Raw genomic sequence first — 5,140 nt, 5'->3', positions numbered from 1 at the left:
AGCATACGCAGGATGAAGCCGTACAACAGCGTCCCCAGATAGCCCGTCGCATCCACCAGGTCGCCCAGTCCAAAAATGAGTTTCTGGAAATGCGGCCACACCACCGTCATAACCGCACCCACTACTATCGCGGCAAGGGAGCTGATAATGGGTACAAAACGAGAACCACTAAAAAAACCGAGAAACTGAGGTAGTGAGACTTTATTGAAACGGCTATGTAAAGTGCAGGTGACGAGACCAATCACCACCCCACCAAACACACCAGTTTCCAGTGTCTGAATACCAAGCGTCATCCCCTGGCCAACTGAAGCGGGGTTCTTGTGCGCCAGCGTTCCGTTGAGCGTTAATAAGGCGTTGATGGTGGCATTCATCACCAGAAACGCCAGCAATGACGCAAGCCCGGCAGTGCCTTTATCCGATTTCGCCAGCCCCACGGCGACGCCGACTGCAAAGAGTACCGACAGGTTGGCAAACACAATAGAACCTGCGCTGGTCATGATTGTGAATATTGCCTGCAACCAGTCGGCATCTAAAAACGGATAAGCCGTCAACGTGTTTGGATTTGACAACGCGCCACCAATCCCTAATAACAGCCCTGCTGCGGGCAATACCGCAATCGGCAGCATGAAGGATTTTCCGAACCGCTGCGCTTTTTCAAACCATCCCCCCGATGAAGCGCCGCTAAACATTTGCATCATTTTATCATCTCCTCGATTTTTGATGAAAATTTTTACTATAATTATTCTTATAAATAAAAATCACCATCAAAATCTAAGAAGTCGATCATACTTTTTTAAAATGTCTGGCATCAATCCCCTCCTTTCCGTCACACTATCAACAGATAAACGCATTAAGGATTTTACATGTCAGAAAATGAAAACCTGCTGCTGAGATTGCGCCAGAGCGTTGATGGATATAGCCGAACACAACAGAAGCTGGGAGAGTTTGTACTTAGCGATCCGGCAAAAGTTGTCTACCTGACGATTACCGAACTTGCGCGTGAAAGCGGCACCAGCGAGGCTAGCGTCACACGTCTGTGCCGAACGCTTGGGTGTAAGGGCTATAACGAATTCAAAATGGCGCTGGCACTCGATCTCCGACAAGTACAGTTTGTAGAGCACGGCGGTGATGAGATTGACAATGTGGTCAATGAATCCGTGCAAGCAATACAGGACACAGCAAAATTACTCGACAGAACCTTGCTGGAAGCAGCCGCGCTTGCACTGCATCAGGCTCAGTCAGTGCAGATTTATGGCGTAGCAGCCAGTGCCATTCTGGGGGAGTATTTACATTATAAACTCCTGCGTCTGGGGAAACCCGCACAATTGTTCAGCGATATGCATCGTGCTGCCATGAACGCCACAACACTTAGTAAAAACACGTTCGTGGTGGCGATTTCCAGTTCTGGATCCACGCGCGATCTGCTGCATGTCGTAAAACTAGCGCGTAAGCAAGGTGTGCGTGTACTGGCGCTGAGTAATACACCGCGCAGTCCGTTAGCTTCGCTGAGTGATATTCAACTGGTCGCGGCCAAACCGGAAGGACCCTTGAGTGCCGGCGCGCTGACTGCCAAAGTGGGAGTGATGCTGTTGGTAGAGCTACTCACCACATCGCTGATTGCGCTGGATGACCAGTACAGCGAGGTGAGCCAGAAAACAGCCAGCGCGACCCTACCGCTACTGCTTTAAAGACATAAAAAACCGCCGAAGCGCTGGGTGCTCCCCATGAATCAGTGATAATAAACCAACATCATATTCTGGTAGGTTCTGGCGAGGTGATTAAAAACGGTGCTCAGCACCGTTCGTTTTTAAATTAGCGAGGAGTATCGTAAGATGCTCTTCCCCCTACTTCAGAAAATCCTTCACATCCAGTAGAATAAACTCGTTGTCATCCGCCATATTAGGCCAGCGGCTGGAGGAAAACGGGAAGTTATTATCGTTGCCTACGATGATGTGGTTAGTGTCAACCACATCCACGTTCTCAATGGTGAAGAACGGGAAGGTCAGCACACCGTCGTTCAGCGGCTTGCGTGCCAGCTTGTTCGGATCCTGAATCTTCATCAGGTCAATATAGCCCAGTTTTTCGACAGGTTTTCCGACGTTAGTGTCCGAGAAAGCAATTTTATACACCCGTTTGAACCTGGCTACTTGACTGAAGCAGTTGTTGGTCGGCGCGCCGGCGACGCAGGCTTTATCCGCCGTGCCTTCGCCGTTATCACGCTCGATCACCAGTCCGTGGGTATCATCTATCATATTGAAGTCGCCGATGGCGTTCTGGTTGTCTTCCAGCACGTACTGCCAGCTGCGACCAGTCCAGGCCTGCTGTTTGGCATCGAACTCCAGCACACGCAGGTAGCGTTTTCCGTCAACGTTCTCGAACTGCTCACCGTCCCACAATGCCCCTTCCAGCAGCGGATACAGCTTACTGCCGTCCGGCGAGATGGCCATGCCTTCAAAGCCTTTGGAACGCGCCACCTGGAAGTTCAGCTTACCGTCCGGAGCGCTAGGTAGAGTCAGCGTCGGGTTGTCCGGCGATTTAACCACCTTACCGTCCACTTCTGTGTCGAACACCGCCAGCACCTTGCCGTTCAGGTCGGTCTTGATCAGGTAAGGACCGAACTCATCACCGATCCATAAGGCATCGTCGGAAAACTGGAAGCTTTCCGGATCAAAATCGCTGCCGGTCAGATAGCGTAGTTCGGTGCTCTCGTTGATGATGTGGAACGGCACCTTTTTATCCGGATCATGCAGGAACAGCGTCTTCAGCGGTACTACCGAGCCGTCTTTGAAATCTATCTTGTATTGGTTGAGGTACAGCATGGCGTCCGGGGAGTTGGCTTTGCTGCCGAAGCCATTGTCAGTCAGCACCCAATAGGTACCGTCGGGCATGTGTTTGATACCTGAGTGGCCCTGCAACGGCTGACCATTGATCGGCAGGCTGAGTCCTGTCAGGCGTTCTGCGGATTTGCCCGCCACGCTGCCCAGCTCGGTGACGCGTTTGCCGCTGGTGTATTTGCCGCTCTGTTGCAAATCGCCCGGCGCATCCTTCGGTGTTGAAACAGCGGATTTTGCCGGCAGAATTGCATGCCCGGCCAGCGTTGCCTGCACCGGCTGCGCTTTGGCCCACAGGTTGGCGCTCAGAGCCATGCAGCCAACCAGTATAGCCAGCCGGATTTTGGAGTTGTGCATGTCATACTCTCCTTTCGTTGTTATCGCCCAGAAGTAAAACTAACGTCATTGTAGGGAGCAGAAATGACAGAAATATTATGATTACGGTAGGGATAGCCGTTGCCGGCTTCCCCGCCATGTCAACGCCGGTATTTATGGTTTCTGTTTGCTTTTCTGTAAAAATAAAGGGGAGAGACGACGGTACTATAAACAACCATGATGAATCTCATCTATTCGGCCCAGATGAAAGACGCGCGTGAGGCTCTTGTTCGTTAAGCGGATACGTATATCCTGTACAATAATCAGATATACCTCACAGGGTCTAACACTTTATCATCAACGAGTTGCAGATCAGATAGTCATACGGTTGCTGCGTGCTTTAGCTGGCTGAATACAGCCTGAAATCATCACCGTAATGACATGATGCCCAGCACAGCCTTACCTTTCTGGCGGCGATGGCCACAACAGCGCGTCAGTATTCTCTGCGTTCAACCAGTGAACAGACCCAACGACTGAATGAGTCAGTCCTTTTCTCAGCACCAATCAGTACTGAACGAGCCCCCTGAACCAGAAGCATTCGCAGATACGAATCACCGGCTTTTGTTATCCTGCCCAGCTTCGACATTCAGCCGCTGCTGTATTGTGATAGCGTCAGCCCAGCCAGGCTGCCAGTTGCCGTCCCTTTTTAAAATCATGTGCATTACCGATACAGGCAACCAGCGCACAGGCTGTTGTGGGACCAACTCCTTTTAGCTCCATCAGCTGTTTAATACGGATATCATCCCTTGCAGCCTCATGAAGACGGTGGTCATGAGACGATATGAGTTCATTTTACTCTGACAGTTCGCACAACAAACGGATGAAGGGTCATTCCACTGCCCCTGGGCAGTATTCCCTGCTGGATTTTACGCACGTGCCTTATCCCCACAGGCAGCAGCAGACCAAATTCACTCAACAGCCCCCGGATTTCATTACGCAACGCCGTTCGCTCGCGGATGATTCTGGCCCGGACCCGGTATTCTTCCTGTAACGTCTGCTGGGATTCCGATATGAAAACAACAAATCGCATGCCGGGCCTGCTGACGGCCTCACAGATGGCAGCTGCATTATTAGCGTCGTTTTTGTTACCTTTGAGATAAGATTTGACAAGTTTCTACGGAATAATGCGCACGGTAGGCCCCATACGGAATGAGTTCCCGTGCCCAGAATGGGAAGAGCCACAGACTTCGATGCTGATGAGGCAGGGAGAAAGCCCGGAGAAAAACGTCATCATGTGGGGAGGGCTCAGCGTTTTTCTCCGTACCACTATTCATTGTGATCAACGCCGTGGATTTGAAAAACATTTTTCGGCAAGATCGAAACCAATACGATTAATATTCATGACTGACTTCTCCACCAGGGAACTGGGTACATCTCAGTCTGGAACGTTGATGCCGTAAGGAGGAAGATGTCAATCACATCGGCCTACACGCGATGTTAGCTCAGATAGGCGAAACGTATCCGACATTACACTGGTTAAGACTTCGTCGATTTCTCAAAGCGGCGTAGTAACTGATTCCCACGCTCAACGGCGGTATCCAGCGCCTGCTGTGGCGTCTTCTTACCGGTCCACACGCTCTCAAGCTCTTCATCCACAATCGCTCTGATCTGCGGCATGTTGCCCAGACGTAGTCCTTTGGTGAACGGTAACGACGGTTTGTTCAGCATCTGACGTGTCGCGATATCCGCCCCTGGGTTTTTCTCGTAAAAGCCCTGCTCACGGGTCAGGTCATACGCCGCTTTGGTGATTGGCAGATAACCGGTTTTCTGGTGCCACTCGGCAGCATTTTCTGGCTTCGCGAGGAAGTCGAGGAACTTCGCCACGCCGGTATACGTTTCTTTATCTTTGCCCTGCATCACCCACAGGCTGGCTCCGCCGATAATGGCGTTTTGTGGTGCATCTTTCGCGTCAGCGTCGTAAGGCATCATGCCTA

Annotated in this window: 4 protein-coding genes and 1 pseudogene; 1 reads left to right on the top strand and 4 read right to left on the bottom strand. The window is 51.2% G+C overall.

Annotated elements, in window-relative coordinates:
* Positions 1-698 (bottom strand): PTS transporter subunit EIIC (locus ACJHYR_RS26830; protein ID WP_410233186.1); only part of this gene is annotated, 698 nt, incomplete at its 3' end.
* Between the two features lie 165 nt (positions 699-863).
* Between ACJHYR_RS26830 and ACJHYR_RS26825 the strand changes: the two genes are divergently transcribed.
* On the top strand, positions 864-1,688 hold the full coding sequence (locus ACJHYR_RS26825; RefSeq protein ID WP_001293448.1) for a MurR/RpiR family transcriptional regulator: 825 nt from the start codon (positions 864-866) through the stop codon (positions 1,686-1,688).
* 156 nt (positions 1,689-1,844) lie between these two features.
* Here ACJHYR_RS26825 and ACJHYR_RS26820 read toward each other — a convergent pair whose 3' ends face one another.
* The 3 genes and pseudogenes from ACJHYR_RS26820 to ACJHYR_RS26810 all read right to left on the bottom strand — a co-directional run.
* The gene (locus ACJHYR_RS26820) at positions 1,845-3,188 is read right to left on the bottom strand and encodes an esterase-like activity of phytase family protein (protein ID WP_000551919.1); all 1,344 of its coding nucleotides are present in this window, start codon (positions 3,186-3,188) and stop codon (positions 1,845-1,847) included.
* 358 nt (positions 3,189-3,546) lie between these two features.
* Positions 3,547-4,548, bottom strand: a pseudogene (locus ACJHYR_RS26815) (IS110 family transposase).
* Between the two features lie 134 nt (positions 4,549-4,682).
* On the bottom strand, positions 4,683-5,140 hold a 458-nt coding region (locus ACJHYR_RS26810; protein WP_410233185.1), incomplete at its 5' end, for an extracellular solute-binding protein.

The organism is Escherichia sp. WS1450, from assembly GCF_046487395.1.
In the GTDB taxonomy this organism is placed as follows: domain Bacteria; phylum Pseudomonadota; class Gammaproteobacteria; order Enterobacterales; family Enterobacteriaceae; genus Escherichia; species Escherichia coli.
This window is presented reverse-complemented; position numbering and strand designations above follow the sequence as displayed.

Coding starts and splice junctions, on each gene's coding strand:
- ACJHYR_RS26825 (WP_001293448.1), top strand. CDS start 864: ATGTCAGAAAATGAAAACCTGCTGCTGAGATTGCGCCAGAGCGTTGAT.
- ACJHYR_RS26820 (WP_000551919.1), bottom strand. CDS start 3,188: ATGCACAACTCCAAAATCCGGCTGGCTATACTGGTTGGCTGCATGGCT.